Origin of the sequence: Rhodanobacter sp. T12-5 (genome assembly GCF_008329435.1) — a bacterium.
Classification (GTDB): domain Bacteria; phylum Pseudomonadota; class Gammaproteobacteria; order Xanthomonadales; family Rhodanobacteraceae; genus Rhodanobacter.
The window spans coordinates 473,940-499,197 of record NZ_NPKN01000001.1 but is presented as its reverse complement, the minus strand read 5'-3'; the positions used below and the strand labels follow the sequence as shown (position 1 = coordinate 499,197).

At 66.0% G+C, this 25,258-nt stretch carries 23 protein-coding genes; 13 read left to right on the top strand and 10 right to left on the bottom strand.

Annotated elements, in window-relative coordinates:
- Positions 1 to 56: 56 nt before the first annotated feature.
- Complete coding sequence (maiA, locus tag CIW53_RS02195) at positions 57 to 725, bottom strand: maleylacetoacetate isomerase (protein WP_149363059.1); 669 nt, start codon at positions 723 to 725, stop codon at positions 57 to 59.
- A gap of 187 nt (positions 726 to 912) precedes the next feature.
- On the opposite strand from maiA, the gene CIW53_RS02190 reads away from it, so the two are divergent.
- Positions 913 to 2,097: a phosphoglycerate kinase gene (locus CIW53_RS02190; RefSeq protein ID WP_149363058.1), complete on the top strand. Its 1,185-nt coding sequence runs from the start codon at positions 913 to 915 to the stop codon at positions 2,095 to 2,097.
- Positions 2,097 to 2,732 (top strand): HAD hydrolase-like protein, encoded by a 636-nt coding sequence (locus CIW53_RS02185; RefSeq protein WP_149363057.1) that lies wholly within the window; start codon positions 2,097 to 2,099, stop codon positions 2,730 to 2,732. Before CIW53_RS02190 ends, CIW53_RS02185 begins: the two co-directional genes overlap by 1 nt.
- Positions 2,733 to 2,847: 115 nt before the next feature.
- On the opposite strand, the gene tkt is transcribed toward CIW53_RS02185, so the two are convergent.
- Positions 2,848 to 4,857, bottom strand: a complete 2,010-nt coding sequence (gene tkt, locus CIW53_RS02180) for a transketolase (protein ID WP_149363056.1) — start codon at positions 4,855 to 4,857, stop codon at positions 2,848 to 2,850.
- A gap of 227 nt (positions 4,858 to 5,084) precedes the next feature.
- Here tkt and CIW53_RS02175 point away from each other — a divergent pair, with 227 nt between their 5' ends.
- The 3 genes from CIW53_RS02175 to CIW53_RS02165 all read left to right on the top strand — a co-directional run bounded on the left by CIW53_RS02175 (position 5,085) and on the right by CIW53_RS02165 (position 7,312).
- Positions 5,085 to 5,738: an outer membrane beta-barrel protein gene (locus CIW53_RS02175; RefSeq protein ID WP_149363055.1), complete on the top strand. Its 654-nt coding sequence runs from the start codon at positions 5,085 to 5,087 to the stop codon at positions 5,736 to 5,738.
- 197 nt (positions 5,739 to 5,935) lie between these two features.
- Positions 5,936 to 6,535, top strand: coding sequence for a porin family protein (locus CIW53_RS02170; protein ID WP_149363054.1), 600 nt, complete (start codon positions 5,936 to 5,938; stop codon positions 6,533 to 6,535).
- Positions 6,536 to 6,718: 183 nt separating this feature from the next.
- On the top strand, positions 6,719 to 7,312 hold the full coding sequence (locus CIW53_RS02165) for an outer membrane beta-barrel protein (protein WP_149363053.1): 594 nt from the start codon (positions 6,719 to 6,721) through the stop codon (positions 7,310 to 7,312).
- An 81-nt stretch (positions 7,313 to 7,393) separates the two neighbouring features.
- Here CIW53_RS02165 and CIW53_RS02160 read toward each other — a convergent pair whose 3' ends face one another.
- The 4 genes from CIW53_RS02160 to CIW53_RS02145 form a co-directional block, all read right to left on the bottom strand.
- The gene (locus tag CIW53_RS02160; protein ID WP_149363052.1) at positions 7,394 to 8,404 is read right to left on the bottom strand and encodes a class I fructose-bisphosphate aldolase; all 1,011 of its coding nucleotides are present in this window, start codon (positions 8,402 to 8,404) and stop codon (positions 7,394 to 7,396) included.
- A gap of 136 nt (positions 8,405 to 8,540) precedes the next feature.
- Complete coding sequence (locus tag CIW53_RS02155; protein ID WP_149363051.1) at positions 8,541 to 8,981, bottom strand: energy transducer TonB; 441 nt, start codon at positions 8,979 to 8,981, stop codon at positions 8,541 to 8,543.
- A gap of 93 nt (positions 8,982 to 9,074) precedes the next feature.
- Positions 9,075 to 10,544 carry a pyruvate kinase gene (gene pyk / locus CIW53_RS02150; protein ID WP_149363050.1) on the bottom strand — a complete coding sequence of 490 codons (1,470 nt, stop codon included), beginning with the start codon at positions 10,542 to 10,544 and terminating at the stop codon, positions 9,075 to 9,077.
- 109 nt (positions 10,545 to 10,653) lie between these two features.
- A complete protein-coding gene (locus tag CIW53_RS02145) occupies positions 10,654 to 11,472 on the bottom strand; it encodes a S1/P1 nuclease (protein ID WP_149363049.1) in 819 nt (272 codons plus the stop codon).
- A 160-nt stretch (positions 11,473 to 11,632) separates the two neighbouring features.
- On the opposite strand from CIW53_RS02145, the gene gap reads away from it, so the two are divergent.
- Positions 11,633 to 12,634, top strand: coding sequence for a type I glyceraldehyde-3-phosphate dehydrogenase (gap, locus tag CIW53_RS02140; protein WP_149363048.1), 1,002 nt, complete (start codon positions 11,633 to 11,635; stop codon positions 12,632 to 12,634).
- A gap of 69 nt (positions 12,635 to 12,703) precedes the next feature.
- On the opposite strand, the gene CIW53_RS02135 is transcribed toward gap, so the two are convergent.
- Together CIW53_RS02135 and fdxA are read right to left on the bottom strand one after the other, a co-directional pair.
- Complete coding sequence (locus CIW53_RS02135) at positions 12,704 to 15,013, bottom strand: cbb3-type cytochrome c oxidase subunit I (RefSeq protein ID WP_149363047.1); 2,310 nt, start codon at positions 15,011 to 15,013, stop codon at positions 12,704 to 12,706.
- A gap of 188 nt (positions 15,014 to 15,201) precedes the next feature.
- A complete protein-coding gene (gene fdxA / locus CIW53_RS02130) occupies positions 15,202 to 15,525 on the bottom strand; it encodes a ferredoxin FdxA (RefSeq protein WP_149363046.1) in 324 nt (107 codons plus the stop codon).
- Between the two features lie 146 nt (positions 15,526 to 15,671).
- Here fdxA and azu point away from each other — a divergent pair, with 146 nt between their 5' ends.
- Together azu and CIW53_RS02120 are read left to right on the top strand one after the other, a co-directional pair.
- On the top strand, positions 15,672 to 16,118 hold the full coding sequence (azu, locus tag CIW53_RS02125; protein ID WP_149363417.1) for an azurin: 447 nt from the start codon (positions 15,672 to 15,674) through the stop codon (positions 16,116 to 16,118).
- A 95-nt stretch (positions 16,119 to 16,213) separates the two neighbouring features.
- A complete protein-coding gene (locus CIW53_RS02120; RefSeq protein WP_149363045.1) occupies positions 16,214 to 16,621 on the top strand; it encodes a group III truncated hemoglobin in 408 nt (135 codons plus the stop codon).
- Positions 16,622 to 16,676: 55 nt separating this feature from the next.
- Here CIW53_RS02120 and tpx read toward each other — a convergent pair whose 3' ends face one another.
- A complete protein-coding gene (tpx, locus tag CIW53_RS02115) occupies positions 16,677 to 17,177 on the bottom strand; it encodes a thiol peroxidase (protein ID WP_149363044.1) in 501 nt (166 codons plus the stop codon).
- Between the two features lie 26 nt (positions 17,178 to 17,203).
- On the bottom strand, positions 17,204 to 17,641 hold the full coding sequence (locus CIW53_RS02110) for a hypothetical protein (RefSeq protein WP_149363043.1): 438 nt from the start codon (positions 17,639 to 17,641) through the stop codon (positions 17,204 to 17,206).
- A 226-nt stretch (positions 17,642 to 17,867) separates the two neighbouring features.
- Between CIW53_RS02110 and CIW53_RS02105 the strand changes: the two genes are divergently transcribed.
- The 5 genes from CIW53_RS02105 (at position 17,868) to CIW53_RS02085 (ending at position 25,241) form a co-directional block, all read left to right on the top strand.
- A complete protein-coding gene (locus CIW53_RS02105; protein ID WP_149363042.1) occupies positions 17,868 to 20,186 on the top strand; it encodes a nitric-oxide reductase large subunit in 2,319 nt (772 codons plus the stop codon).
- 75 nt (positions 20,187 to 20,261) lie between these two features.
- Positions 20,262 to 20,666, top strand: a complete 405-nt coding sequence (locus CIW53_RS02100) for a SirB2 family protein (RefSeq protein WP_149363041.1) — start codon at positions 20,262 to 20,264, stop codon at positions 20,664 to 20,666.
- Entirely contained in the window at positions 20,663 to 22,624 is a 1,962-nt protein-coding gene (locus CIW53_RS02095; RefSeq protein WP_149363040.1) for a pyridoxal-dependent decarboxylase, read from the top strand. The genes CIW53_RS02100 and CIW53_RS02095 overlap by 4 nt, the downstream gene beginning before the upstream one ends.
- 14 nt (positions 22,625 to 22,638) lie before the next feature.
- The gene (locus CIW53_RS02090) at positions 22,639 to 23,757 is read left to right on the top strand and encodes a PLP-dependent cysteine synthase family protein (protein ID WP_149363039.1); all 1,119 of its coding nucleotides are present in this window, start codon (positions 22,639 to 22,641) and stop codon (positions 23,755 to 23,757) included.
- Positions 23,754 to 25,241: a UbiD family decarboxylase gene (locus CIW53_RS02085; protein WP_149363038.1), complete on the top strand. Its 1,488-nt coding sequence runs from the start codon at positions 23,754 to 23,756 to the stop codon at positions 25,239 to 25,241. The genes CIW53_RS02090 and CIW53_RS02085 overlap by 4 nt, the downstream gene beginning before the upstream one ends.
- The last annotated feature ends 17 nt before the right edge of the window (positions 25,242 to 25,258 follow it).

Here is a 25,258-nt window from a genome sequence, read left to right as displayed (position 1 = left end):
AGACGGCGCAACCGCCTCATCCCGCTCTCTCGCGTCTCACTCCTCTTCATCCACTTCTAGCTCTGCGGCGCATCCGCCTGCGCTTCCGGCGCCGCTCGCCGGAACGCCTCCAGCTCATTGCAGGCCTGGTAGACGCGCCATACGGTCGGGTAGTCGTCCATCGGCAGCTTCCAGCGCAGTGCGTTGTAGACCTGCGGAATCAGGCAGGCGTCGGCCATGCTCGGTGTCTCGCCGTGGCAGTAGCGGCCCGTCGCGGCGTTGTCGCAGAGGGTTGCCTCGATCGCCTTGAAGCCGGTGGCGATCCAGTGCCGCGACCATGCCGCGCGTTGTTCTTCGTCGGCCCCAAATTGTGCTTCGAGCTGCTGCAGCACGCGCAGGTTGCCCAGCGGATGGATGTCGCAGGTCACCGCCATCGCCATCGCGCGAACCCGTGCGCGGCCGCGCGCATCGACCGGCAGCAGGGCGGTCTCCAGTTCCGGATGCATCTCGTCGAGGTATTCGATGATCGCCAGCGACTGGGTAATCACCCGGTCGCCGTCGAGGAGGCACGGCACCATCTCCTGCGGATTGAGCGCGCGGTAATCCGCCGCATGCTGCTGTCCCCCGTCACGCACCAGGTGCACCGGCCGTGTCTCGTAGTCCAGACCCTTCAGATTCAGCGCGATGCGCACGCGATACGCGGCACTGGAACGCCAGTAGCCGTAGAGCACCAAACCGGTAGCCATGAGCCATTCCCCCCAGCACAGACAGCCCGCAGTTTAGCCACAGTTGCGGGCCACGCGCATGGGTGACGACCCAGCCCCCTGCGGCGTTACGTCATTCAGCCGCGTTTGCATCGGTACCCCGCCCACCGGACAATAAGCGGTTGACGCCCATTCTGGGCCGTTCCCTACCCATTACCGGAGTTCCGCCGTGTCCGTCATCCGCATGAGTGACCTCGATCTGCGCGACCAGCGCGTGCTGATCCGCGAAGACCTGAACGTGCCGATCGACGACAACGGCCAGATCACCTCGACCCAGCGCCTCGACGCCGCCCTCCCGACGATCCTGGCCGCCCGCGACGCCGGCGCGAAAGTGATGGTGATGTCGCACCTGGGTCGGCCGAAGGAAGGCCAGTTCGACGCCGAATCCTCGCTGGCGTCGGTGGCGCTGTGGCTGAGCAGCAAACTCGACCAGCCGGTGCGGCTGGTGGCCGACTACCTGGTCAACGGCGTGGACGTGGCGGCCGGCGAGGTGGTGCTGCTGGAAAACTGCCGCATGAACGTCGGCGAGGGCAAGGACGACGACACGCTGGCGAAGAAGTATGCCGCTCTGTGCGACATCTTCGTGATGGACGCGTTCGGCACCGCGCATCGCGCACAAGCCTCGACCCACGGCGTGATCAAGTACGCCCCGGTCGCCGCCGCCGGCCCGTTGCTGTGCGCCGAGCTGGATGCGCTCGGCAAGGCGCTGGAATACCCGGCGCATCCGCTGCTGGCGATCGTGGCCGGCTCCAAGGTGTCGACCAAGCTGACCCTGCTGGACAACCTGATCGGCAAGGTCGACCAGCTGATCGTCGGCGGCGGCATCGCCAACACCTTCATCGCCGCGATGGGCCACTCGGTCGGCAACTCGCTGTACGAGCCGGACCTGATCGACGCCGCGAAGAAGGTGCTGGCCGACGCGAAACGCCGCGGCGCCGAGGTGCCGATGCCGGTCGACGTGGTGGTGGCGCCGGCATTCTCCGCGCAGGCCCCGGCCACGGTGAAGCCGGTCGACCAGGTCGGTGCGGACGAGATGATCCTCGACATCGGTCCGCAGACCGCCGAACTCTACGCCGCCCTGATCGCCAAGGCCGGCACGGTGGTGTGGAACGGCCCGGTCGGCGTGTTCGAGTTCGACGCGTTCGGCAGGGGCACCGAAACGCTGGCGCGCGCGATCGCGGCGTCAAACGCGTTCTCGATCGCCGGGGGCGGCGACACCCTGGCCGCGGTCGACAAGTACGGCATCGCCGACCAGGTGTCGTACATCTCCACCGGCGGCGGTGCCTTCCTGGAGTTCCTCGAAGGCAAGGAACTGCCGGCGGTCACCGCGTTGAAGGCGCGAGCCGCGAAGTAATGCTCTGCCTGTTCGACCTCGACGGCACCCTGATCGATTCCGAGCACGGCATCACCGCCTGCGTGAGGCATGCGCTGGCGCGGCTGGACGTGCCGGCGCCGGCGCATGCGGAACTGCGCCGCTGGATCGGACCGCCGCTGCGGCACAGCTTCGCGCCGCTGCTGGACAACGACGCCGAGCGCATCGAGGCGGCGGTGGAGTACTACCACGAGCGCTTCAACACGCTCGGCTGGCGCGAGCACGAGATCTATCCGGGCATCGAGCTGCTGATCGAGCGGCTGCGCGATGCCGGCCATCAGCTCGCCGTGGTCACCAGCAAGCCGCAGCGCCACTCCGCGCCGATCATCGCCCACCTGCCGTTCGGCGATGCGTTCCTGCGCCTGTACGGCCCGCACCCGGACAGCGCGCACAGCGAGAAGGCCACGATGATCGGCGAAGCACTGGCTGACTTCGGCGCCGATCCGGCCGACACGGTGATGATCGGCGACCGCCACTTCGACATCGACGGCGCCGTCGCCAACCGCGTGCGTGGCTTCGGTGTGCTCTGGGGTTTCGGCAGCCGTGCGGAACTGGAACAGGCCGGCGCCCACGCCATTGCGGCAACGCCGGACGAACTGGCCGGACTGCTCGACTGATACTCGGCCCGCGCATCGCGTAGGAGCCCGCTCGCGGGCGATGTTTTGCTCTAGTGGTTGAGAGATCCAGAGCAAAAGCATCGCCCGCGAGCGGGCTTCTACAACAACACGCGTTTCAGCGGATGGTGCGCTTCACCGCATCGATCACATGCGCCACGGTGAAACCGAAGTGCTCGAACAGCTGCGGCGCAGGAGCGGAGGCGCCGAACGTGGTCATGCCGACCACCTCGCCGTCCAGGCCCACGTACTTGCGCCAGAAGTCGGCGGTAGCCGCCTCCACCGCCACGCGGGCGCGGCACCAGAGCGGCAGCACGCCTTCGCGGTATTCCAGCGGCTGCGCGTCGAACACCTCGGTGCACGGCATCGACACCACGCGCACGGCCACGCCCTGCTGGGCCAGCGCGCGCGAGGCTTCCATGGCCAGCTCCACTTCCGAACCGGTGGCGATCAAGATCGCCTGGAACTTCGTGTCCAGCGGATCGGACAGCACGTAGCCGCCGCGCAGGATGTCGGCGACCTGCTGCTCGCTGCGTTGCTGGTGCCTGAGGTTCTGCCGCGAGAAGATCAGGCACGACGGCGCGCCCTTGCGCTCGATCGCCGCCTTCCACGACGCCGCCGATTCCACCGCGTCGCACGGACGCCACAGGTGGTTGTTCGGGATGTAGCGCAGGGACGCCATGTGCTCGACCGGCTGATGGGTCGGGCCGTCCTCGCCCAGGCCGATCGAGTCGTGCGTGTAGACGTGGATCGCGTGCGCCGGGATCAGCGCGCTCATGCGTACCGCGTTGCGCGCGTAATCGGAGAACACCAGGAACGTCGCGTCGTACGGGATGAAGCCGCCGTGCAGGGCAAGACCGTTGGCGATCGCGGTCATGCCGAACTCGCGCACGCCGTAATAGACATAGTTGCCCTTGCCGTCGGCGCTGTTGCCGGTGGCGGCATCGAGGCTGCCCTTCCACTTGGTGAGGTTGGAGCCAGCCAGGTCGGCCGAGCCGCCGATCAGTTCCGGCAACAGCGGGCCGAACGCGTCCAGGCTCATCTGCGAGGCCTTGCGGGAAGCCACTTCCGGACCTTCGGCCTGCAGTTTGGCGATGTACGCCTGCGACTTCTCCGCCCAGTCGGCCGGCAACTCGCCGGCCAGGCGACGCCGGAACTCGGCGGCCAGTTCCGGATGCGCGGCGGCGTACTTCGCGAACGCGTCGTTCCAGGTTTGCTCGGCTTCATTACCCGACTTTTTGTGATCCCAGCCGGCGTAGATCTCGGCGGGAATCTCGAACGGCGCGTGCTGCCAGCCCAGCTGTTCGCGGGCCGCAGCGATCTCGTCCTTGCCCAGCGGCGCGCCGTGGCTCTCTTCCTTGCCCTGCTTGTGCGGCGCGCCGAAACCGATGATGGTCTTGGCGCAGATCAGGGTCGGCTTGTCGGTCTGCGCGGTGGCGGTCGCGATCGCTTGCTTGATCGCCGCAGCGTCATGGCCGTCCACACCGCGGATCACGTTCCAGCCGTAGGCCTCGAAGCGAGCCGGCGTGTCGTCGGTGAACCAGCCATGGACTTCGCCGTCGATCGAGATGCCGTTGTCGTCGTAGATCGCCACCAGCTTGCCCAGCTGCCAGGTGCCGGCCAGCGAGGCGACTTCGTGCGAGATGCCTTCCATCAGGCAGCCGTCGCCGAGGAATACATAGGTGTGGTGATCGACCACGTCATGGCCGGGGCGATTGAAGTGTGCCGCCAGCACTTTCTCCGCCAGCGCGAAACCGACCGCATTGGCCAGACCCTGTCCAAGCGGACCGGTGGTGGTCTCCACTCCCGGCGTTTCGCTGGCTTCCGGGTGGCCGGCGGTCTTCGAATGCAGCTGGCGGAAGCGCTTGAGCTGGTCCATGGGCAGGTCGAAACCGGTCAGGTGCAGCAGCGCGTACTGCAGCATCGAGCCGTGCCCGTTGGACAGCACGAAGCGGTCGCGATTGAACCACTTCGGGTTGGCCGGATTGAACTTCAGGAAGTCGTTCCACAGCACTTCCGCGAGATCGGCCATGCCCATCGGCATGCCCGGATGACCGGACTTGGCCGCCTCGACGGCGTCCATGGCAAGGGCTCGCACGGCATTGGCGAGTTCGCGGCGGGTGGTCATCGGGCAGTCTCCGGAGATGCAAAAGCGCTCATTGTCGCCGATAAGCCCGTTCGCTGTCGCCCGCGCCTGCCCTCTTAATTAGCGCTTAACCATTTCGCCTTGCGGTTTAGCGGGCTTCAGCATCGTCCCGCTAGAAATACCCCCGCAGCGCCATCCCCGAGGTGCTGCCCGATCGCGCGCGTCCTCCCCAAGACCCGCGGCCCGGCCAAAAGAAGAAGGAGTACCCCATGAAAAAGAAACTGCTTTTCCTCGCCCTCGCCTCCTCCGCGCTGGTCGCCTTGCCCGCGTTTGCGCAGGACAACCAAGTCGCCCCCACGACCACCGACAGCACGGCTCCCGCGGGGGGCTACTACCAGCCCGACCAGGCCATCGGCAGCGGCAACTGGTTCATCGACGGCAGCGTCGGCCAGGCCCACGTCAACAAGGGGCCGTACAACGACCACCCGACCACCTATGCCATCGATGGCGGCTACCGCTGGAAGGTCGGCCCCGATGTGGGGCTGGGTGTCGACGTCGGCTACAACGACCTTGGCAATTTCAAGCTGAAAAACGCCTTCAACAGCAACGACGTCAACCTTACCGACCGCCGCGATGCCCTGCGCGGCTGGACCGCGGGCGTCAACGGCAAGATCAACGTGTGGCGCGGCCTGTATGTCAGCGGGCGGGCCGGCGTCTACGGCTGGAAGGGCCATGGCTACGCCAACCAGGACATCAACCGGCATGACCTCGACAAGGTCGACTACTACGGCGGTGCCGGCGTGGGCTACGACTTCAACGACCATTTCGGCCTGGGTCTGGCGTACGACTATTACCACGCCAAGAAGGATGGCATCGGCCTGTCCACCGACACCGCATCGGTGACCGCCGAATACCGTTTCTGATACCGGCCGGCCGATGGCGCGAGGCGGCGCCATCGGCCTTCGGTTAACGCCACCTTAATACTGTACCAATTGGTATTGAATTATCGGCCGGGCACGCCATCTAAGTGTTCAAGTGTCGCCGCCCAGCTCGGGCAGCGCGCCTGCAGCAGCGGCCACTTCCCCCGGGCCGACTGCCATGACAACAACGGAGACTCCCCATGAAAATGAAAAAGACCCTGCTCGCCCTGACCCTCGGTACCGCCGGCCTGCTGGCCATTCCGTCTGCCTTTGCACAGAGCGCGCCGACCCACAACGATGGCTGGTTCGTCAACGGCAACGTGGGCAGGACCTCGATCGACCACGGCGCCTACAACGACAGCGACACCGGCTACGGCATCAACGGCGGTTACCGCTGGGCGCTGAGCCCGTCGGTCGCGCTGGGCGCCGAGGTGGGTTACAACGACCTGGGCAATATCCACGCCAAGAACATCTTCAACAGCCAGCCAGTTGTGGCAGACAACAAATCCCAGCTGCATGGCTGGACCGCAGGCGTGAACGGCCACTTCAACGTGAGCCCGAACTGGTACGTCAGCGCACGTGGTGGCATCTATGGCTGGAAGGGCCACGGTCTGAGCAACGACGCGAACCCGGTTCGCACGGGCCTGGACAACACCAGCTGGTACGCCGGTGCCGGCGTGGGCTACGACTTCAGCAACAACGTCAGCCTCGGCCTGAACTACGACTACTACGACGCGAAGAAGGACCGCGTGGACCTGAGCACCGACATGGTCTCGGTCAGTGCGGAATACCGCTTCTGATTCCGTTCCACATCGCTGGATGACAAAAGAAGGGGCGCCGCAAGGCGCCCCTTCTTTTGTCGGAAGGTCGCAGTCGTCACTCCACGGCTTCAATGGCGAAAGTTCGCCTTTATAATCGCCCCGCCTCGGCGAGGATCGCCAGGCTCGACAGGAAGGTCGAATCTTCTCCACAAGGGGTTTTCAATGAACAAGACTTTTGCAATGTTTGCCGTCGCTGCCGCCGGCATCTGCGCCATGCCTGGCGCCCAGGCCAAGGATCTGACCGGCTGGTTCGTCAACGCCGGCGCCGGACGCGTCAACTACCACGCAACCGTGGGTCAGTACGACCTGGGCAGCGATCACGGTACCGCCGGCATCCTCAACGTGGGCTACCGCACGCAGTTCATTGGCTTCGAGGCTGGCTACACGAACCTTGGCAGCCTCAAGGCCGGCGAACCGGGCGTGTACCGCGACAAGCTTTCCGGTGACGGCTGGACGGCTGGCATCAATGGCCACTTCAACCTGACGCCGCAGTGGTACGTCTCGGCGCGCGCCGGCCTGTTCTCGTGGAAGCTGCATGCCACGGAAACGGTCTATGACAATGGCGCCAGCCAGACCTCCAAGGCCAGCACGCAGGCGACCAATGGCTACGCCGGCATCGGTACCGGTTACGACATCAATCGTCATTGGAGCGTCGGCGCGGCGTTCGATTACTACGACATCTCCAAGCGCTCGGATATCGGCCGTCTGGAGATCGGCAACCGCGTATTTTCGGTGAATGCCGAATACCGTTTCTGAAAACGGCGGCTTGCGACAAAAAAAACGGGCGCCTCGCGGCGCCCGTTTTTTCATTCGCATCAGATGCAGCGGCGCGTGCCCTTACTTGCCACTGTTCCACTGGCCGAGCGCAGCCAGGCCGTTGTCGCGGGCGCGGGCGTGAACGGTCTTCTGGGCGTCGGCGTAGTTCGCCGTCATGTCCTTCGACCACAGTTTCAGCGCCGCCTGCTGCATGGCGCGACCATACGAGAACGACAGCGGCCAGGGATGCGGGCCGAGCTGGTTCATGGCGTTCAGATGAGCGGTGGACTGCTGGTCGGTCTGCCCGCCCGACAGGAACACGATGCCCGGCAGCGAGGCCGGCACGGTGGTCTTGAGCACGCGCACGGTGGCCTCGGCCACTTCCTCGACATCGACCTGGTCGTCGGAATCCTTGCCCGGGATGACCATGCTGATCTTCAGGATGGTGCCTTCCAACATCACGTTCTGCTCGTACAGCGCGTTGAACAGGCTGCGCAGCACGGCCTCGTGCACTTCGTAGCTGACCTCGATGCTGTGGTCGCCGTCCATCAGTACTTCCGGCTCGACCATCGGCACCAGACCGGCTTCCTGGCACAGCGCGGCGTAACGCGCCAGCACGTGGCAGTTCGCCTCGATCGCGGTGGAACTGGGGTTGTCCTCGGAGATGTTGATCACTGCACGCCACTTGGCGAACTGCGCGCCAAGCTTGGCGTATTCCTGCAGGCGCTCGCGCAGGCCGTCGAGGCCTTCGGTGACCACGTCGCCGGGGAAGCCGGCCAGCGGCTGCGGGCCCTTGTCGACCTTGATGCCGGGGATGATGCCGGCCTTCTTCATGACCTGGGTGAACGGCACGCCGTCCTTCGTCGACTGGCGAATCGTCTCGTCGTACAGGATCGCGCCGGAGATGTGCTCGTTCAGGCCCGGCGTGGTCAGCAGCAACTCGCGGTAGGCGCGGCGATTTTCCTCGGTGTTTTCGATGCCGACGGCCTCGAAGCGCTTCTTGATGGTGTTGGTCGACTCGTCGATGGCGATGATGCCCTTGCCGGGCGCGACCATCGCCAGGGCGATGCTTTCGAGATCTTCAATACTCATGACGACTCCGTGGTGCCAGGGCGAGGCGCGCCTGCACAAGGTTGAAGCCGCCTCGAAGCCGAAGCGGCATGGTTCAAAACGGCAATTATAGGCCAGATTGCCGAGCCGGACCTGATGGCCCGCGCCGGCACCCCAATCAGGGCGCGAAACCGGGCAGCTGGCAGGCATCCATCAACTTCTGGCGCTGGGCGGGGTCTTCGGGTGCATTGAACGGCACGATGTAGCTGGTCGCCACCGGTTCGCCAATGCGGTTGCTCAGCGAGGGGCCGTAGCGAAAATTGGAAACCGCACTGCGCGCCACCGGGCCGAGATCGCTCCTGGGCACCACTTTCACCACTTTCACGTCCATCGGCACGCCGTCGGAGCCGATCGTGTAGGTCACCGCCGCGCAACCGGGCTTGTCCAGGTTCAGCCCGCTGTTCGGTGCATCCATCTGCACCTTCGTGTTGAGCAGGATCCAGTAGCGATACAGATCCTTCTGGTCGACCTTGCGCGCGTGCGCCAGCACGGGCGCGACGAAACCGAGCGCCAGTGCCAGCAACAGCCCTTGGCGAAGCGGACGAAACGAGGTTTTCATGGCGATCTCCTGTGCCGGTGGTCGACCGAAGTGTAACTGCCCGGCCGTTCGGCGCCAGCCGACATGGCGCCGAGGGACAGCTGCGCGTCAGTATCAGAGGTCGCGCAGACTCTCGACCATGCCCTCGGCACCGACCGAAAGCAGCTTCAAGGTATTGGTGCCGCCACCCTGGCCGACGTGATCGCCGTGGGTAAGCACCACGCGATCGCCCTCGCTCAGGCGGTCTTGTGCGAACAGCTGCTGTACTGCCGCGCGGGCCGTCGCGGCCGAACTCAGGCCCTCGTGCGAAAACGCCACCGGCTGCACGTCGCGCAGCAGCAGCATGCGCCGCCGCGCGTCGGCCAGCGGCGAGAGCGCATAGATCGGGATCGCCGTGCGGTAACGCGACAGCCACTGCGCGGTAGCGCCGGATTCGGTCAGCGCCACGATCGCGCGCACCCCCAGCTCGCCGGCCAGCAGCATCGCCGCCAGCGCGATCGCCTGGTCGGTACGGTCCAGCCGGTGGCCGCCGGTGGTCAAGTCCTCCTTTGGCTCGAACTGGCGCTCCGCGCCGAGGCAGATCCGCCGCATCGCCGCCACCGCCTTGTCCGGATGCGCACCGGCGGCGGTTTCCTCCGACAGCATCACAGCGTCGGTGCCGTCGATCACCGCGTTCGCCACGTCGAGCACTTCGGCGCGGGTCGGGATCGGCGAGCGCACCATCGACTGCAACATCTGCGTGGCGGTGATCACCGCGCGGTTGCGCTGCACCGACTCGCGGATGATCTTCTTCTGCAGGCCGGGCAATTCGGCATCGCCGATCTCCACGCCCAGGTCGCCGCGCGCCACCATCACCACGTCGGACGCGTCGATGATCTCGCCCAGCACCGGGATCGCGTCGGCGCGCTCGATCTTCGCGACCAGCGCGGCGTTGCCGCCGGCCTCGTGCAGCAGGCGGCGGGCCTGGTGCATGTCCTCGGCCGAACGCACGAACGATACGGCCAGAAAATCCGCGCCGATTTCGGCAGCCAGCTTGATGTCGGCCTTGTCCTTGTCCGACAGCGCCGTCACCGAGAGTCCGCCGCCTTGCCGGTTCAGCCCCTTGCGATTGGACAGCTTGCCGCCGATCAACACCTGGCAACGCACCTCGGTACCGACCACCTCCAGCACGGTCAGCGCGACCAGTCCGTCATCCAGCAAAAGCACGTCGCCGGGATGCACGTCCTGCGGCAATTCGTAGTAGCTGACGCCGACACGCGAGGCGTCGCCGGGCGGCACGCCGGGCCGGCAGTCCAGCACGAACGATGCACCTTCGACCAGTTCCACCGGGCCATCGGCAAACGTCTCGATGCGGATTTTCGGTCCCTGCAGATCGGCCAGGATGCCGACCTCGCAACCGGCGGCGGCCGCGGCCGCGCGCACTGCGTTGGCGCGCGCACGATGATCGTCCGGCTTTCCGTGCGAAAGGTTCAGGCGCACGACGTTGACGCCTTCGGCGATCAGCTTGTCGAGCATGCCCGGCGCGTCGGTGGCGGGTCCCAGGGTGGCGACGATCTTGGTTCGGCGAAACGTGGTATCGGTCATTCCACCGAGGCTAGCAGATGTGGAACGCGGTGCCAGCCCTGCAAACGTATGCAATGGATGTCTGGATGTCCGAACATCGGTTCTCCGTGCAGCCCGCCGATCTTGTCGGTCAATCCGCCAGTGCGAGGTTGAGCACGTCGGCCAGTCGTCGGCCGGCCTGGCGCAGCCGCAGCTCGGCCACCGGCAGTTCGGCCTTGACGTAGGCCTGGTCGATCTTGTGCCCGGGCGGGTAGAAGCCGGCTTCAGCGGTGATCCGGCAGGACTCCTCGGCCCATTGCGCGTAGGGGTTGTCCAGCGGCGCGACCGGTGCCGGCAGCGCCACCGGAACCGGCGAGTCCAGCGCCTGCGAATACGCCTGCCAGTCGAGATCGCGGGTATACAGCATCTTCGAATCCCACACCTTGTGCAGGTTGCTGCCGCCGCCGTCGTACTGCACCTGGTAGGTGTTGCCGCCCTTGTCGTCGCGATAGCCGGCGTGCAGCGGCTGGTGGATGTCGCCGACGAAATGCACCACGAACTTCAGCGCGTTGCGGCGTACCGCATCGGACTGGCTGTGATCGCCCAGCACGCCCACGTAATACTGCAGCGCCGCCACCACGCAGCGACCCCCGCGGCAGTCGCGCGGCGGCACGTAATCGCAATCGCTGCCACCACGGAAATTGATGTAGTGCTGGGTGCGGGTCTGCTTCCACAACGAGGCCATCGCCGGATCGTCCTGCATCTGGTCGGGCCAGTTGGCGACGTCGGCCAGCCGTTGCACATGCTCCGTTGCCAGCAGGCGCCCCACCTCGGCCTCGGCGGCCGGGCTCAGATGCCGTTGCGCCAGTTCGGCAACCACGCTGTGGCCAAGCGGTCCCCACGCATGCGCCAGCGGAGCGGCCACGAGCAGCACCGCCATGAAGGCAAACAAACCGCTGAACTTGAACATGGCCGCCCCGCTGGAAAGGCTGCAGTCTGCCATAGCGACGATCCGACGCGGGCGGCGCGGGGGCTTTCATTGTAAGATTTCGCGATCGCGTCGGTGCCGCGCCAGCGGTTGCCGCTCACCGTCACCATATTCCCAATCGCCCTCAGGAGAACGCCCCCTCATGGCCATCAAGGTCGGCATCAACGGCTTCGGCCGCATCGGTCGCAACGTGCTGCGCGCAGCCGTGCAGAACTTCGGCAACGACATCGAGATCGTGGCGATCAACGACCTGCTCGAGCCGGACTACCTCGCCTACATGCTGAGCTACGACTCGGTGCACGGCCGCTTCAAGGGCGACGTGAAGATCGAGAACGGCCACCTGCTGGTCAACGGCAAGACCATCCGCCTGACCCAGGAACGCGACCCCGCCAACCTGAAGTGGAACGAAGTGAATGCCGACGTGGTGATCGAATCCACCGGCCTGTTCCTGACCAAGGAAACCGCGCAGAAGCACATCGACGCCGGCGCGAAGAAAGTGATCCTGTCGGCGCCGTCGAAAGACGACACGCCGATGTTCGTGTATGGCGTGAACGACAAGACCTACAAGGGCGAGGCGATCATTTCCAACGCCAGCTGCACCACCAACTGCCTGGCGCCGATCGCCAAGGTCATGCACGACAAGTGGGGCATCAAGCGCGGCCTGATGACCACCGTGCACGCCGCCACCGCGACGCAGAAGACCGTCGATGGCCCGAGCAACAAGGACTGGCGCGGCGGCCGCAGCATCCTGGAGAACATCATCCCGTCCTCCACCGGCGCGGCCAAGGCCGTCGGCGTGGTGATCCCCGAGCTCAACAAGAAGCTCACCGGCATGAGCTTCCGCGTGCCGACCGCGGACGTATCGGTGGTCGACCTCACCGTCGAACTGGAAAAGCCCGCGACCTACACCGAGATCTGCGCCGAGATGAAGGCGCAGAGCGAAGGCGCGCTGAAGGGCGTTCTCGGCTACACCGAGGACAAGGTGGTCGCCACCGACTTCCGCGGCGAAACCTGCACTTCGGTGTTCGATGCCGACGCCGGCATCGCGCTGGACAGCACCTTCGTCAAGCTGGTCAGCTGGTACGACAACGAGTGGGGCTACTCGAACAAGTGCCTGGAAATGGTGCGCGTGGTGGCGAAGTAATCGCCTGACCGGAAAAACAGAGCCCGCGTCGACCTGGGTCGGCGCGGGCTTTTTCATGGATCATCGCTGTCAGCGTGCTTCCGCCCGCGCGTCCGCACGCACGCCCAGCCAGCCCTTGAGCGAAGCGATCACCAGCGGAATCGCGCCGAAGCCGATGAAGATCAGGTCGCCAGGCAGGCGCAACCACTCCACCAGGTGCGAACGGGGCATCGCCATGTAGTCCGCACTGCGCGCATGCCAGTAACCATGCTCGACCACGTCCCACAACTGCATCACGCCGCTGGGGAAGAGGCTCATCAGTATCATCAGCGCCAGGCCGATGTTGGTACCCCAGAATGCCACCTTGACGTATTTCTCGATGCCGGGCCAACGCGCATCGCTGCTGGCCTGGCGCAGGCAGAACACCATCAAGGCAATGGCCAGCATGCCGAACACGCCCATCAGCGCCGCATGGCCATGGGTCGGCGTGATCTGCGTACCCACCTCGTAGTAGCTGACGATCGGCAGGTTGAGGAAGAAACCGAACATGCCGGCACCGACGAAGTTCCAGAAGCCCACCGCCATCAGGAAGTAGAACGCCCACTTGTGCGGCACCGCGACGGCCTTGCCGCACACGTCGCAATCGCCGCGGGTGGTGCGCACGAAGTCCCAGGCATCCAGCGTCAGCAAGGTCAGCGGCACCACTTCAAGAACCGAGAACAGCGCCGACATGGCCATGTTGAAATTCGTGTGCCCGGTGAAATACCAGTGGTGCCCGGTGCCGATCAGGCCGCCAAGGAAATACAGGATCGCGTCCAGGTAGATCACCCGCAGCGCCACGTTGCGCCGGGTCAGGCCCAGTTGATAGAAGGTCAGCGCGACCACCGTGGTGGCGAAGAATTCGAAGAAGCCCTCCACCCACAGGTGGATGATCCAGAAGCGCCAGGTATCGACCACCGTGTAGTTGGTCTTGGCGCCGAAGAACAGCGCCGGCACGTAGAACACCGGAATGGCGACGGCGGCGAACAGGAACATCCTCGCCAGCGGTCGTGCGGCCGGGTTGGCTACCGCACGCGGACGCGCCAACACCCAAAGGATCGCAAACCACACCAGCAGGCCGACCACCAGCAGGTATTGCCACACACGGCCGAGCTCCAGGTATTCCCAGCCCTGGTCGCCAAACCAGAACCACAAGTTGCCCAGCTTCTGTTCGATGCCGGCCCATACGCCGAGCAGGCTGCCGCCGATCACAATCACGAAGGCCGCAAACAGCACGTGCACCCAACCGGCCAGCCAGCGCGGCTCGTCATCCGGCGCGCGCAGGGAGCGGCCAAGAAACAGGGCGGCAGCGACGTAGGCGGTGGCGATCCAGAAGATCGCGGTCTGCAGATGCCAGGTACGCAGCAGGTTGCTGGGGAAAATGTTCTCCAGCTGGAAGCCGTAGAAACTGCCCGGATCAGCGCGGAAATGCGCCACGCCACCACCGACCAGGGCCTGCATCAGGAACAGCAGCGCCACCACCACAAAGAACTTCACCAGCGCCCGCTGCCCCCGGCTCGATTGCCCTGGCAACAAATGTGGATGCACATGCTGATCGCGGCTGATCCAGCCCAGGTAATCGAACTTGCCGAACGCCAGCAGCACGGTCGCGATGCCGGCCAGCAGCACCAGCAGGCTCAGCGCGCTCCACAGCAGCGCACTGCCGGTGGCGACATTGCCCACGCTGGGGTCGTAGGGGAAATTGTTGGTGTACGACGCATTCGTATCCGGCCGCGTCGCCACCGAAGCCCACGCAGCCCAGGTCACGAAAGCAGTGAACTGGTGCAACTCGGTGGAATCGCTGATCAGATTGGGCTTGAGCCCGCCATTCCTGGTCGGATCCTTGAAGTAGTTCGTCCAGTAATCGATCTGCTGCCGGTAAGCGACTGCCTCGGGCTCGATCAGGCGCAACACGCCGCTCTGCGCATCGTAACGGTTGGTTTTCAGGGTTACCGCCGTTTCCGCATGCACAGCCGCCTGCTGCTGTGCGTCCAGCGCGCCCACGGGTTTGCCATACTGCTTGCCGGCAATGGCCGCGGCGGTATCCTCGCCGAGACGATGCAGCGCTTCGGCGGAATAATCCGGCCCGAGGTACGCGCCGTGGCCCCAGATGCTGCCGTTGTCCATCAGGCCGTATTTGAGGAATACCGCCTGGCCGTCGCGGATATCGTCGCCGCTGAACAGCACGGCGCCCTGGGCATCGATCACCTGCGCCGGGATCGGCGGCGCATTGCGATAGGCCAGTGAGGTGATGGCCAGCAAGCCGGCAAAGCCGATGACCATCACGATCACCACCGCTCGCAACCACCATGGTGACAGTTCGGTATCGTCGTCGGTCAAGGGTTGTGCTGCTTCATTCATCGCTGCTTCCTCCGAAAATGCGAAAGCGCAAGCCGGTACACGACGAAACACTGACACGGCGACCGCCATGCCCGTCGGGTTCGCTTGCACATGTCGGAACGATGGCCCCTGCCCCCAACCGCCGCGCCAGCCGTTCAACCATAAACCTTTTCGGGCCAAAGGTTACGAGCGCGAGCTCCCGACCGGAATCAGCGCTTGAGCAGCGGCAGCTTGTCCGGTACGCCGTCCCACTTCGCGGCGTCCTCCATCGCGGCGATCTTGCTGGTCAGCACCGGCCACTCGCGCGCCAGCTCGGCGTTGATCGACATGAAGATCTCCTGCCCGGCCGGGACATCGAGCTCGGGGAAGATCGCGCCGACCGGACACTCCTCCACGCACAGCGTGCAGTCGATGCATTCGTCCGGGTCGATCACCAGGAAATTCGGCCCGGCGTGAAAGCAATCCACCGGGCACACCTCGACGCAATCGGTGTGCTTGCAGTTGATGCAGTTTTCAGTGACGACATGCGTCATCGTGTCTCCTTCCGGTGATGACCAGTGCGTGGCTACAGTGTCCATGACAAGCGGCGCCGCCGGCCATGATCCAGATCAGTGTGCGCCATGCGCCGCCGTCGCAGAATGATCCCGAGCTGCACCCACTTCCCCCGGAGCAACACTTCATGCGCAAACTGATTGCCCTTGCCCTGCTCGCCGTGCTGTCCACCCCGCTGATGGCCGCCGAGTGCGCGACCACCATCGAAGGCAGCGATGCCATGCAGTTCAACCAGAAGACCATCACCGTGCCGAAGACCTGCAAGAGCTTCGCGGTGACGCTGAAGCACACCGGCAAGCTGCCGAAGACCGCGATGGGCCACAACTGGGTGCTGTCGCATGCTTCCGACGAAGCCGGCGTGATCGCCGACGGCATGAAGGCCGGCGCCAGCGACAGCTACGAGAAGCCGGGCGACGCGCGCATCATCGCGCACACCAGGCTGATCGGCGGCGGCGAATCCGATACGGCCACGATCGACGTAGCCAAGCTCAAGGCAGGCGAACAGTACGCCTACTTCTGCACCTTCCCCGGCCACGCCGCGCTGATGAAGGGCACCCTGAGCCTCGGCAAGTAAGCTCCGCCAACCCGGCAATGCATCCGGCCATGATGGCCGGATGCATCTTGTTGTCGTCACACTCTGCTTCTTCCATCCGATCCAGCATGTCCCGCATGAATACAGCCACGCCATTCGACGAAGCAAGGATTGCCACGCTGGTCGACCATTTCTACGAAAAGGTGCGGCGCGATCCGCAGATCGGCCCGGTCTTCAATGCGGCCGTGGACGACTGGGACGAGCACAAGCGCCTGCTCACCTCGTTCTGGGCCTCGGTGGCCTTGCGCGCAGGAAGCTATCGCGGCAACCCGATGGGTGCGCACCGGCCGCATCCGATCCGGGCCGAACACTTCGACCGCTGGCTCGCGCTGTGGCGCGAGACCTGTGCCGAGGAGCTGGACGAAGCCAGCGCCGCGCTCATGCTGGAATACGCCGAACGCATCGCCCGCAGCCTGAAATACGGGCTGGGCCTGAATCCCCAGGCGCGGCCATTCGGCGTGCCGATCATCGGCATCGATCGCTGAGACGAACTGGCATGCGCCGCAGGGCGGACACCGCCGCCCTGCGAATCAAGCGCAATCAGCCCAGTGCTTTCAGCGCCGCGTCGTAATTCGGCTCATGCCCGATTTCACCGACCAGTTCAGCGTGGATCACCTTGTCGTGCTCGTCCAGCACCAGCACCGCACGGGCAGCCAGGCCGGCCAGCGGGCCGCTGGCGATCGCCACGCCGTAGTCGTTGAGGAACTGGCGACCGCGCATCAGTGACAGGTTGACCACCTTGTCCAGGCCTTCGGCACCACAGAAACGCGCCTGCGCGAACGGCAGATCGGCCGAGATGCACAGCACCACGGTGTTGTCGAGCTTGCCGGCCAGCTCGTTGAAGCGGCGCACCGAGGCGGCACACACGCCGGTGTCGACACTGGGGAAGATGTTCAGCACCTTGCGCTTGCCCGCGTAGCTCGACAGCGCCACATCGGAGAGATCGCCGCCGACCAGGCTGAACGCCGGGGCGGTCGAACCCATCGCGGGAAACTGGCCATCGACGTTGATCGGCTGGCCCTTGAACGTGACATCGGACATCGCACACCTCATGAATGAATGGATGGCTACAAGTAGAACATGGTCTTGGCCAGGAAGACGATACCGACCATCAGCGCGAGCACGATCCGGTGGGTATGCCGGAACCGGCACGCGTTCATCGCACCACGCCGCATCGCCCACATCGCATTGACGAACACGCCGAGCACGCCGAACGCCAGCAGTACCTTCAGCAACAAGAGGTTGCCGAAGCGCGAGCCGATACAGACGGTGCCGTCGCAACGGATGTCGAACAACACGCCGCCACTGGCGAACAGCAGAATCACCACGAGCGGCATGAACCGACGCACCCGCGCCATCACGGCCTGCTCGATGCGCTGCATGGTGGCGCCGTCGAAATGCTTGTGCAGCGACTCGACCACCAGCACCTCGAACGCCACCGCGCCGACGAACACGATCGCGCAGGACAAGTGCAGCAGGACGATCCATGGGTACCAGGCAGACACGGCAAAGCTCGACGGCGGGAAGAGGTACAGGTTCCGCCGCAACCGACACGTCGGCCATGACCTGCATCAAATGCCGTCGTTCCGCGCCTGCAGCAAGGGCATCCGGCCGTCCATGCGGTCGACTGCGACAATCCGTACAGCGCCGAAGACTCACTCACTGACCTGAATCAAGAAGACTCACCGACGTTGCCCCCAGCATGCGCGCATCATTGAAGGGAGATGCGCGATGAGTACCACCCGAAAACTCTGGCTGGGCTTGGCGGCCTTGCTGATCGTCTCGTTCAGCGTGTTGCTGTGGGTCGGCTACGAGGTGCACCAGCAGGCACCGCCGCTGCCCACCGCGGTGGTCACCAGCGAGGGCCAGACGCTTTACACCAAGGCGGACATGGAACTGGGCCGTGAGGTCTGGCAGAGCATCGGCGGCCAGCAACTGGGATCGATCTGGGGCCACGGTGCGCTGCTGGCGCCGGACTGGAGCGCCGACTGGCTGCATCGCGAAGCCACCACGATGCTGGAGCTGCTGGCGCGCGACGAAGGCCTCGGGCCGTACGCGTCGCTGGATGCGCCGCAGCAGGCCGCGCTGAAGTCGCGCGTCATGCAGGAGCTGCGCACCAACACGTATGACGCAGGCACCGACACGATCACCGTGTCGGACCTGCGCGCGCATGCGATGGAGGCGGTTGCCGCGCACTACATGAGCCTGTTCAGCAACGATCCGGCGACGAAGAAGCTGCGCGAAGACTATGCGATGCGCGACAACACCATCGCCGAGATGCCCCATCGCCGCGCGGTCACCGCGTTCTTCTGGTGGACCAGCTGGGCGGCTGCCGCGCAGCGCCCGCACGAGACCATGAGCTACACGCAGAACTGGCCGTACGAGCCGATCGCCGGCAATACGCCGACCTCGACCGCGTTCCTGTGGTCGATCTTCAGCGTCCTGTTCATGATCCTCGGCATCGGCCTGCTGGCCTGGCACCACGCGGTGCACGGCAGCGAGGAGAAGCCGGCGGCGCCACCACTGCGTGATCCGCTGGCCGACCTGAAGCCGACACCGTCGATGAAGGCCACCGCGAAATATTTCTGGACCGTGCTGGCGCTGTTCCTGGCGCAGATCCTGCTGGGCGCCACCACCGCGCACTACCAGGTCGAGGGACAACAGACCTACGGATTTGCACTGGCCAATTACCTGCCCTACGCGCTCACCCGCACCTGGCATACCGAGCTGGCGGTGCTGTGGATCGCTACCGCGTGGCTGGCCACCGGCCTGTACATCGCGCCGATGATTTCCGGCTACGAGCCGAAGTTCCAGCGGCTCGGGGTGAACTTCCTGTGGGTCTGCCTGCTGGTGATCGTGGTCGGCTCGTTTGCCGGCCAGTGGTTCGCGGTGATGGACAAGATGGGCCTGCAGTACAACTTCTGGTTCGGCCATCAGGGCTGGGAATACACCGACCTCGGCCGCTTCTGGCAGATCTTCCTGTTCGTCGGCCTGATGCTGTGGGTGTTCCTGGTCGGCCGCGCGCTGTGGCCGGTGATGCGCAGCAAGGACGAAAGCGCCTCGATCGTCGGCCTGCTGTTCATGTCCACCGTGGCGATCGGCCTGCTCTACGGCGCCGGCCTGATGTGGGGCGAGCACACCCACATCGCCATGGTCGAGTACTGGCGCTGGTGGGTGGTGCACCTGTGGGTGGAAGGCTTCTTCGAAGTGTTTGCCACCGCGGTGATCAGCTACCTGTTCATGAAGCTGGGCCTGGTCCGCGTGCATACCGCCACCGTCGGCGTGCTGTTCGCCACCATCGTGTTCATGGCCGGCGGCGTGCTCGGTACGCTGCATCATCTGTACTTCAGCGGCACCACCACCGCGGTGATCGCGCTCGGCGCCAGCTTCTCGGTGCTGGAAGTGGTACCGCTGGCGCTGATCGGACTGGAAGCCTACGGCACCTGGAAGCGCCAGCACTCCGCGCCGTGGATGGCGCGCTACCGCTGGCCGATCATGTTCTTCGTGGCGGTGAGCTTCTGGAACCTGGTCGGTGCGGGCATGTTCGGCTTCCTGGTCAACACGCCGATCGCGCTGTACTACATGCAGGGCTTGAACCTCACCGCGCTGCACGGCCACACCGCGCTGTTCGGCGTGTACGGCATGCTCGGCATGGGCCTGATGCTGTTCTGCCTGCGCGGGATCAAGCCGCAGGCGATGTGGCGCGAGGGCCTGCTGCGCGGTTCGTTCTGGAGCCTCAACATCGGGCTGTCGCTGATGGGCGTCCTGACCCTGCTGCCGCTGGGCCTGCTGCAGTTGCGCGCGGTACTTGACCACGGCTACTGGTTCGCCCGCTCGGCCGAGTTCATGGACCGCCCGCTGATCCACATGCTGGTGTGGATGCGCATGCCTGGCGACATCCTGTTCGCGATCGGCGCGCTGCTGATCGCCGTGTTCGTCGCCTCGCTGTGGCTGGCGCAGAAGCCGCAGGCGCGGACGAAAGTGCTGGCCCGGGCATTGCCCGAAGGTGCGCCGCCGGCTCGTGCCGAGGCTGTCGCCGAAACCGTGTAAGTCCCGGCGGGGCGCGCGCGTGCGCCCCGCTCCTTCGCCGGCAGCGCCGGCCACCACGAACGCGCAGGGATCACGATGATCGAGTTCTATCCGCAGATCAAATGGGTGCATATCGCCTGCGTGCTGGCCAGCGGCTTGCTGTTCGCGCTGCGCGGGCTTGCGGCGCAGCTGGGGCATGCCGGCGCCGCCCAATGGACGCCGCTGCGGCTGCTCAGCTACAGCATCGACACCGCCCTGCTCACCGCCGCGCTGATGCTGCTGACGATCCTGCCCGGCGCGATGTTCGCCAACGGCTGGCTCACCACCAAGCTGATCCTGCTGGTGCTGTACGTGCTGCTCGGCACGCTGGCACTCAAACGCGGACGCACCCCGCGAACGCGGCAACTTTGCTACGTCGCCGCGCTGTGCACCTATGTGTTCATGCTCGGCGTCGCGCGCATGCATCATCCGCTGGGCTGGCTGCATGGGTGGCTGGCATGAGCGCGGCCGTGCCGCTGCCGGCGCTGGCGCCGCGTGACCACACGCTGGACGCCTGCTTTCTCGGCCCCTACGGCGAGAATGACGCGCTGCTGGAAAAGCTGATGGTGGAGTTCCTGCGCGACCACGTGTACTGGCGGCGCAACTTCCATCCGGAGGATCCACCGGCGATCGCCACCGCCGCCGCGCATCATCCGGACTATCTCGCGTTCGAATCGCGCATGCGCCGCGAACTGCATCTGCTGTCGGCCGCGTTGAAGAAATCGGTGCCGTTCCATAGTCCGCGCTACATCGGCCACATGGCCTCGGACCTGCTGCTGCCGGGGCTCGCGGCGCAGATGCTGACGCTGCCGTACAACCCCAACAACGTCAGCGAGGATGCCGCGCCGGTCACCGTCGACATGGAGGTGCAGGCGGGCCTGCAGCTGGCGCGCATGCTCGGCTATCCGCATGACCCGGCGGTGCCGGCCTGCGCGTTTGGCCATCTCACTTCCGGCGGCACCCTGGCCAACTACCAGGCGCTGCGGCTGGCGCTGGCGCTGAAGGCGTTTCCGGTGGCGTTGCGCGCGGCGAAGGTGCCCGAGATCGAGCTGCCTGCGGACGACTGGAGCGCCTTCAACCTCTCCCACGCCGACGGCATCGCCATGCTGGAGGCATGGCAGCACTGGCTGGCCGCGCAGACATCGGCCGCGCGTGCGCGCTGGCTGCAACAGGTGGAGGCCGAGCGCATCGAGCAGCGCGGCATGGTCGGCTTCTTCGCCGCGCATCCGTCGCTGCGCGTGCCGCTGGTGCTGGCACCGGTCACCGCGCACTACTCGTGGAGCAAGGGGCTGAAACTGCTCGGCCTGGGCCGCGACCAGCTGGAACTGCTGCCCACCGACGGCATGCGGCTGGACCCGGCCGCGCTGCGCGACACGCTCGCCCGTTGCGCGCGCGAGCGGCAGCCGGTGCTGATGTGCGTGGCGGTGCTTGGCAGCACCGAGTACGGCACCATCGACCCGATCCACGAAGTACTCGCCGCGCGCGCCGAATCGCGCGGGCGCGAACTCGACTTTGCCGTGCATGTGGACGCCGCCTGGGGCGGCTACCTGGCCACGCTGTTCCGTCACGAGGACGGCTCGCTGCGCACGCGCGCCGAGGTGGCCGCCGACTACGTGCAGTTCCCCACGCCGGCAGTGCACGCGGCGTTCGCGGCGCTGGGCGACACCGATTCGGCCACGGTCGATCCGCACAAGCTCGGCTACCTGCCGTACGGCACCGGCGCCTTCATCTGCCGCGATCACCGGCCGATGGCGCTGCTGGCCGAGCGCGCCGATTACGTGTTCCATGCAGCCACGCCGGCCGGCTACCTGGCGCGCTACCGCAGCCTGGGCCAGTTCATCCCGGAAGGCTCCAAGTCCGGTGCGGCCGCGGCGGCGGTGTACGTCACGCACAAGGTGCTGCCGCTCGATCACCGCCACTTCGGCCACTTGCCGCGCGCCACCGTGCGCGCGGCCGAGGCGTTCCATGCGCGCGCGCGGCGGTTCGCGCTGGAACTGGCCGACTGCGTGCACGCACTCGTGCCGTTCGCACCGGACAGCAACCTGGTCTGCCTCGCGCTCAATCCGTGCGACAACGCGTCGGTGGCCGGCGCGAATGCGTTCGTGCGCGCCCTGCACGACACGCTGCGCTGCGACCCCGCGCAGCCGCTGCAGCTGAAGGAATTCTTCGGCTCGGTGACCAGCCTGCGACCGGAAGTGCTCGGTGCCGCAGAGACCGCGCGCATCCTCACCGGACTGGCACTGGACGCCAGCACGCTGGAGCGTGACGGCGACGACGATCGCCTGCTGATCCTGCGCCACACCCTGATGAACCCGTACCTGATCGACCATGAAAATGGCATCAGCTACATCGACCGCTATTTCGAATTCCTCGGTCGCCGCGTGCGTGCGCTGACCGCCGCCGTACACGCCCCACCATGATCACGGAGCCTTCGATGGACAGCATCCTGCGCCTCGTCAATCCGCAACGCGAAGCCGAACGCCGCTGGGTGCACACCGCGCTGGCCAAGCTGCAGCAGGAGTCGGCACGCTCGGCCGACACGCATCTGCTCAAGCTGAATTTCCCCGGCTTCCACGGCATCGATTTCTATTTCAAGGACGAAGCCTCGCACCCCACTGGCAGCCTCAAGCACCGGCTCGCCCGCTCGCTGTTCCTGTACGCGCTGTGCAACGGGCGTCTGCGTGACGGCCAGGCCGTGGTCGATGCCTCGTCCGGCAGCACCGCCATTTCCGAGGCGTGGTTCGCGCGCATGCTGGGCTTGCATTTCATCGCGGTGATGCCGGCCTGCACGGCACCGGGCAAGATCCGCGACGTGCAGGCGCTGGGCGGTGAATGCGATCTGGTCGACGATCCCGCCCAGGTTCATGCACGCGCCGCCGAACACGCCGAGCGCGGCGCCTGCCACCTGGATCAGTTCGGCCTCGCCGAGCGCGCCACCGACTGGCGCGGCAACAACAACATCGCCGAGTCGATCATCGGACAGCTCGCGCTGGAGGCAGAGCCGGAACCGGAGTGGATCGTCTGCGGCGCCGGCACCGGCGGCACCTCGGCCACGATCGGCCGCTACCTGCGCTACCGCCGCCTGCCTACGCGCCTGTGCGTCGCCGAGCCCGCCGGCAGCGGCTTCGTACATGGCTGGCGCACACGCGACCCGCACGCGGTGGCCAGCCAGCCGACCCTGATCGAGGGCATCGGTCGGCCGCGGGTCGAACCCGGCTTTCTGCTCGACGTGGTCGACCATGTGATCGAGGTGCCGGACAGTGCCTCGATCGCCGCCGCGTGGCTGCTGGAGGAACTGCTGGGCCGTCGCTACGGCGGCTCGTCCGGCACCAACTTCGTGGCCTGTCTGCAGCTGGCCGCATCGATGCGCGCACGCGGCCAGCGCGGCAGCATCGTCAGCCTGCTGTGCGATCGTGGCGAACGCTACGCGCAGACGTTGTTCGATCCGTCGTGGCTGGCCGCCCACGACATCGATACCGCGCCATGGGACGTCGCCCTGCGCGCGAGCCTGCGCGATGGCCGCTGGCATGCGGCGGACAGCGACGCCGCGTGAGCCATCACGACCTGCGCAGCTTTCTCGACCGACTGGAACGCGAGCGGCAATTGCTGCGCGTGCAGGTTCCGGTCGATCCGCACCTGGAATCCACCGCGCTGAGCCTGCGCGCGCTGCGCGAGGGTGGACCGGCGCTGCTGATGGAACAGCCGGTCGGCGCAACGCATGCCTTGCTCGGCAACCTGTTCGGCCATCGACGGCGCATCGAGCTGGCACTGGCCGGACGCCCGCTGGCCTCGCTGCGCGAGCTCGGCCAGCTGCTCGCCGCGATCAAGGAGCCACGCTGGCCGTCCAGCCTGCGCCAGGCCTTGTCCACCTGGCCGGAGCTGGCCCAGCTTGCGCACGTGGCGCCGCAGCGCGTACGCGAGGCCGCGTTCGAATACGAGACGCTGCAGGGCAGCGAGATCGATCTGGCGCGCCTGCCGATCCAGCACTGCTGGCCCGACGACGCCGGCAAGCTGATCACGTTCGGCCTGGTGGTCACGCGCGGCCCAGCCAAGCCGCGCCAGAACGTGGCGATCTACCGCCAGCAGGTGATCGGACCGAACCGGGTGATCATGCGCTGGCTACCGCATCGAGGCGGCGCGCTCGACTACGCGGACTGGTGCGCCGCGCATCCGCAGCAACCGTTTCCCGTGCTGGTGGCGATCGGCGCCGACCCGGCGACGATGCTGGCAGCGGTGGCGCCGGTGCCGGACAGCTTGTCCGAATACGAATTCGCCGGCTTGCTGCGCGGCCAGCGCACGCGTGTGTGGCGCAGCGAGATGACTGGCCTCGACGCGCCGGCCGGCGCGGAAATCCTGCTGGAAGGTTTCATCCATCCCGGCGACACCGCGCTGGAAGGCCCGTTCGGCGACCACACCGGCTACTACAACGCGCAGGATCACTTCCCGGTGTTCACCATCGAGCGCATGCGGCTGCGTCGCGAGGCGATCTATCACGGCAGCTACATGGGCCGCGCGCCACACGATGAGCCGTCGGTGCTGGCGCTGGCGCTGAACGACATCTTCGTGCCGATCCTGCAGAAGGTGTTTCCGGAAATCGTGAACTTCCATCTGCCGCCGGAGGCGTGTTCCTACCGCATCGCCGTGGTCAGCATCCGCAAGCAGTACGCCGGCCACGCGCGCCGCGTGATGATGGGCGTATGGTCGTACCTGCGCCAGTTCACCTACACCAAGTTCGTGATCGTCACCGACGACGACATCGACGTGCGCGACTGGTCTGCCGTGATCTGGGCCGTGTCGACCCGCGTCGATCCGGCGCGCGACACGATGCTGGTGGAGAACACCCCGATCGACTACCTCGACTTCGCCAGCCCGGTCGCCGGGCTCGGCTCCAAGCTCGGCATCGACGCCACCCACAAATGGCCGTCCGAAACCACGCGCACTTGGAGCCGGCCGATCGTGCCGGATGCCACGGTGGAACGGCGCGTCGATGTGCTGTGGGCGGCGCTGCAGGCCACGCGCACACCGACGGCGACGTGATGCGCGGCAGCCACGAC

Bases quoted from the DNA above. Each gene is read 5' to 3' on its own strand.
- maiA (WP_149363059.1), bottom strand. From the start codon at position 725: ATGGCTACCGGTTTGGTGCTCTACGGCTACTGGCGTTCCAGTGCCGCG.
- CIW53_RS02185 (WP_149363057.1), top strand. From the start codon at position 2,097: ATGCTCTGCCTGTTCGACCTCGACGGCACCCTGATCGATTCCGAGCAC.
- tkt (WP_149363056.1), bottom strand. From the start codon at position 4,857: ATGACCACCCGCCGCGAACTCGCCAATGCCGTGCGAGCCCTTGCCATG.
- CIW53_RS02175 (WP_149363055.1), top strand. From the start codon at position 5,085: ATGAAAAAGAAACTGCTTTTCCTCGCCCTCGCCTCCTCCGCGCTGGTC.
- CIW53_RS02170 (WP_149363054.1), top strand. From the start codon at position 5,936: ATGAAAATGAAAAAGACCCTGCTCGCCCTGACCCTCGGTACCGCCGGC.
- CIW53_RS02165 (WP_149363053.1), top strand. From the start codon at position 6,719: ATGAACAAGACTTTTGCAATGTTTGCCGTCGCTGCCGCCGGCATCTGC.
- CIW53_RS02160 (WP_149363052.1), bottom strand. From the start codon at position 8,404: ATGAGTATTGAAGATCTCGAAAGCATCGCCCTGGCGATGGTCGCGCCC.
- CIW53_RS02155 (WP_149363051.1), bottom strand. From the start codon at position 8,981: ATGAAAACCTCGTTTCGTCCGCTTCGCCAAGGGCTGTTGCTGGCACTG.
- pyk (WP_149363050.1), bottom strand. From the start codon at position 10,544: ATGACCGATACCACGTTTCGCCGAACCAAGATCGTCGCCACCCTGGGA.
- CIW53_RS02145 (WP_149363049.1), bottom strand. From the start codon at position 11,472: ATGTTCAAGTTCAGCGGTTTGTTTGCCTTCATGGCGGTGCTGCTCGTG.
- gap (WP_149363048.1), top strand. From the start codon at position 11,633: ATGGCCATCAAGGTCGGCATCAACGGCTTCGGCCGCATCGGTCGCAAC.
- CIW53_RS02135 (WP_149363047.1), bottom strand. From the start codon at position 15,013: ATGAATGAAGCAGCACAACCCTTGACCGACGACGATACCGAACTGTCA.
- fdxA (WP_149363046.1), bottom strand. From the start codon at position 15,525: ATGACGCATGTCGTCACTGAAAACTGCATCAACTGCAAGCACACCGAT.
- azu (WP_149363417.1), top strand. From the start codon at position 15,672: ATGCGCAAACTGATTGCCCTTGCCCTGCTCGCCGTGCTGTCCACCCCG.
- CIW53_RS02120 (WP_149363045.1), top strand. From the start codon at position 16,214: ATGAATACAGCCACGCCATTCGACGAAGCAAGGATTGCCACGCTGGTC.
- tpx (WP_149363044.1), bottom strand. From the start codon at position 17,177: ATGTCCGATGTCACGTTCAAGGGCCAGCCGATCAACGTCGATGGCCAG.
- CIW53_RS02105 (WP_149363042.1), top strand. From the start codon at position 17,868: ATGAGTACCACCCGAAAACTCTGGCTGGGCTTGGCGGCCTTGCTGATC.
- CIW53_RS02100 (WP_149363041.1), top strand. From the start codon at position 20,262: ATGATCGAGTTCTATCCGCAGATCAAATGGGTGCATATCGCCTGCGTG.
- CIW53_RS02095 (WP_149363040.1), top strand. From the start codon at position 20,663: ATGAGCGCGGCCGTGCCGCTGCCGGCGCTGGCGCCGCGTGACCACACG.
- CIW53_RS02090 (WP_149363039.1), top strand. From the start codon at position 22,639: ATGGACAGCATCCTGCGCCTCGTCAATCCGCAACGCGAAGCCGAACGC.